Here is a 3476-nt window from a genome sequence, read left to right on the forward strand (position 1 = left end):
GGCACGCACGGCGAGCGACCGCTGGCGCGATTGGAGCGGCTTGGCCTCTTGGGGCCGCAGCTGATCGCCGTGCACATGACGCAGCTGGAGAACGAGGAGATCAGCCGTGTTGCCGAGACCGGGGCGCATGTGGTGCATTGCCCGGAATCAAATCTGAAGCTGGCAAGTGGATTCTGCCGAGTCGCGGACCTGTTGGATGCCGGCGTGAATGTCGCCCTTGGCACCGACGGCGCTGCCAGCAACAATGATCTGAACCTGCTCGCCGAGATGCGAACGGCAGCGCTGCTGGCGAAAGGGGTTGCCGGTTCCGCTGCCGCGGTACCCGCCGAAACCGCCTTGCGCATGGCCACCCTGAACGGTGCCAAGGCGCTCGGGATCGACGACGAGACCGGCTCGCTGGAGGTCGGCAAGGCGGCGGATCTGGTCGCGGTCGATCTTGGCAACCCGCATACGCAACCGCTCTACCATGCCTGCTCACAGATGGTGTATGCGGCCAGCAGCAACCAGGTCCAGCACGTCTGGATCGCGGGCCGCCAGTTGATCCGCGACGGCGAACCCTTGACCCTGGAGCCAGACAGAATCCTCGCCGCCGCCCAACGCTGGCGCGATCGCATCGCCGAGCACAGCAGCTAAGGCGATTGCTAGCATCAAGACGGTATGCGCTTGCTCTGAAAGATGCGCTTCACAGAAATAGCCTAAGCTCACGGCCATGAGTAATCCAAATCATTCACTCTTCTGGATGGCGGTCTACCTGACGCTGGTCGGCGCCCTGGTCGCCGTTCTCTTCGTGCCGCTCCAAGACGCCTTTCTCGCCAACTGGGGTTTCAACAGCCTGATCCTCGGCGTGCTCGCGATCGGACTCATCATCAATCTGCAGCAGGTTTTGGCACTGCATCCCGAGATCGCCTGGATCAGGCATTTTCGCACTGGCAATATCGAGTTGTTGGAGGAGCATCCGCGCCTGATGAAGCCGCTTTCCCGCCATCTGCACGGGCGGCGCAAGGATCGCTTCCGGCTCTCGGCGCTGTCGCTGCGCACCCTGCTCGACGGCATCCGCTCGCGACTCGACGAGTCGCGCGAGATCTCGCGTTATGTGATCGGGTTGCTGATCTTCCTCGGCCTGCTCGGCACCTTTTGGGGCCTACTGGATACCGTCGGCTCGATCGGCCAAGTCATCGCCGGTCTGGATGTCACCGGCGGCGCGGTCGACGAGGTCTTCGCCACCCTGAAGACCGGACTCGAAGCACCGCTGGCCGGTATGGGCACCGCCTTCAGCTCCTCGCTGTTCGGTCTCGGCGGTTCGCTGATCCTCGGCTTCCTGGACCTGCAAGCCGGGCACGCTCAGAATCGCTTCTTCAACGACCTCGAGGAATGGCTCTCAGGACTGACGCAGCTGATCGACGAGCCCGAGATGGGCGGCGCAACAAACCACTCACCCGTTCGCGTCGTCGAGACTGCCGCCACGAGCACAGCAACAACCAACGCCGACACAGCCGCCTTGCTCGACGAACTCCGCGCCCAGCGCCAGGTCCTCGAAGCCCTACTCGCCGCTCAGGCAGGCTCACCAGCGCTAGCCCCCGATACCACAGCAGAGGGCGCTGACACCCGCAAGCGCTGACCAGACTAACCCCTAACCCCTAACCACTAACCACTAACCACTAACCACTAACCACTAACCACTAACCACTTAAAACCCAGTGTTCACAGGAATCCGCCGCAGCTCCCGCACCGTTAACGTCTGGCCAGGCTACGTCGACGCGCTCTCGGCGCTGTTGATGGTGGTGATCTTCGTGCTGCTGATCTTCACGCTGGCGCAGTTTCTGCTGCGCCAGGTGGTCTCGGATCAGGAATTCGCACTGGATCTGCTCAGCAACCGACTCGCCGAGGTCAGTGCGGCCCTGGGTCTCAGCGAAGAGCGCGCCGAGGCGCTGAACGCGCAAGTGACCCTGTTCTCGCAACAACTGGCCGAGGTCACCGACGAGCGCGACAGTCTGGCTGCAGCACGAGATCAGGACCAGCTGCGTCTGCTCGCACTGGATGCGTTGGTCGCTTCGCAGCAAGAAGCGCTCGCGCAAGAACAAGAATTGACCGCCGAGCAGCGCGACCAGGTCGCCTTGCTCAATCTGCAGATCGCCGCCTTGCGCACCCAACTGCAGGAGGTCGCCGGGGCACTGGCGGCCGCTGAGCGCGACAAAACCGAACAGGCGGAGGAGATCGCCAATCTCGGCGAGCGCCTGAATCTGGCGCTCGCGCGACAGGTCAACGAACTCGAGCGTTATCGCTCCGAGTTCTTCGGTCGCGTCAAGGAGGCGCTAGGCGAGAATCCCGATGTCCGCATCACCGGGGATCGCTTCGTGTTCCAGTCCGAACTGCTGTTCCCGTCCGGCGAAGCGGCTCTGAATCCGGCTGGTCGCGCGCAGCTCGAGCAACTTGCCGAGACCTTGCTCGAGGTGGCCGAACTGATCCCCGATGAGATCGACTGGGTGCTGCGCATCGACGGCCACACCGACCCGCAACCGCTGCGCGAGGGTCACCGCTATGCCTCGAATTGGGAGCTCTCGACCGCGCGCGCGCTGTCGGTGGTCGAGTTCCTCGCCAGCCGCGGCCTTGCGCCCGAGCGCATGGTCGCCGCCGGCTTCGGCGAACATCGCCCTGCGGTCGAAGGCGATGACGCTGCGGCCAATCGCCGTAACCGACGTATCGAGATCAAGCTCACCAGCCCTTAAACCGCTTTTTAGGTTAGACAGAAGCCGCGCGCTCGCATTGAGTGTAGCGCTCGTTCAGTCGCCAAGCAGCAGCGCCTTGGCCGCGTTGATCTGCGCCGCCAGATAGTCAGAACCGCCACGATCCGGATGCAGCTTTTGCATCAGGCGACGATGCGCGGCGCGAATCTGCTCGGGCTCTGGCGCGATCCCGCCCCCCGCGTCGAGACCAAGGATGGCCAGGGCATCGTCGCGCGTCATGCCCTGCCCGCCAGAGCCGGACGCCTTGCGCCCATCGCGAGCATCCCCATCCCAATCCGCGCTGCCCTCGGCAGCCTGCTCACGCCAATCCGGGTGTTCACGCTCTAGGTAGGCGGTCAGCACCGCCGCCGACTGCTCATCATTGTCTTGATAGAGCTCCAGCATACGCAGCAGTTGGTCGAGGACCAGCTCAGAGAGATGCCGGCCCTGGAATGGACCTTCACGCACCTCGCCATCCATCGCGCCGCTCGCGTGATCGAGGCTCATCGCCAGATAGCGGGTGCGGATGGCGGAGTGCTGTCCGCCCTTGCTGCCGTCGCCCGCCCCGCCACCAAGCCCACCGCCGAGTCCCCCACTAGGGATACTTCCAGCCAGACCACCGAGCCCGAGCGAGCGCAGTACCCGTTGCAGCATCGGTAGCATGTGCAGCAGATTGAGGATGCGAAAGCCGACTGGAATCGCTGCGGCCAGCGCCGCAAAGATCGGATTCAGGCGCCCGCTGAGGGTAGCGAG

Annotated in this window: 4 protein-coding genes; 3 read left to right on the top strand and 1 reads right to left on the bottom strand. The window is 64.0% G+C overall.

From position 1 onward, the window contains the following. The 3 genes from VBE63_RS26310 to VBE63_RS26320 all read left to right on the top strand — a co-directional run. Window positions 1-633: amidohydrolase family protein (locus VBE63_RS26310; protein WP_323685959.1), on the top strand; the 633-nt coding region annotated here is incomplete at its 5' end. A gap of 76 nt (window positions 634-709) precedes the next feature. Continuing rightward, window positions 710-1618, top strand: coding sequence for a flagellar motor protein MotA (locus tag VBE63_RS26315; RefSeq protein ID WP_323685960.1), 909 nt, complete (start codon window positions 710-712; stop codon window positions 1616-1618). 79 nt (window positions 1619-1697) lie between these two features. Beyond that, on the top strand, window positions 1698-2726 hold the full coding sequence (locus VBE63_RS26320) for a peptidoglycan -binding protein (RefSeq protein ID WP_323685961.1): 1029 nt from the start codon (window positions 1698-1700) through the stop codon (window positions 2724-2726). A 54-nt stretch (window positions 2727-2780) separates the two neighbouring features. Here the strand turns inward: VBE63_RS26320 and VBE63_RS26325 are convergent. Further along, window positions 2781-3476, bottom strand: a 696-nt coding sequence (locus VBE63_RS26325; protein WP_323685962.1) for a molecular chaperone DnaJ, incomplete at its 5' end; no start/stop codon positions are given.

Origin of the sequence: Lamprobacter sp., from assembly GCF_034860625.1 — a bacterium.
Taxonomy (GTDB): Bacteria; Pseudomonadota; Gammaproteobacteria; order Chromatiales; family Chromatiaceae; genus Lamprobacter.

Excerpts from the sequence above, each read along its gene's own strand:
- VBE63_RS26315 (WP_323685960.1), top strand. The coding sequence starts at position 710 with ATGAGTAATCCAAATCATTCACTCTTCTGGATGGCGGTCTACCTGACG.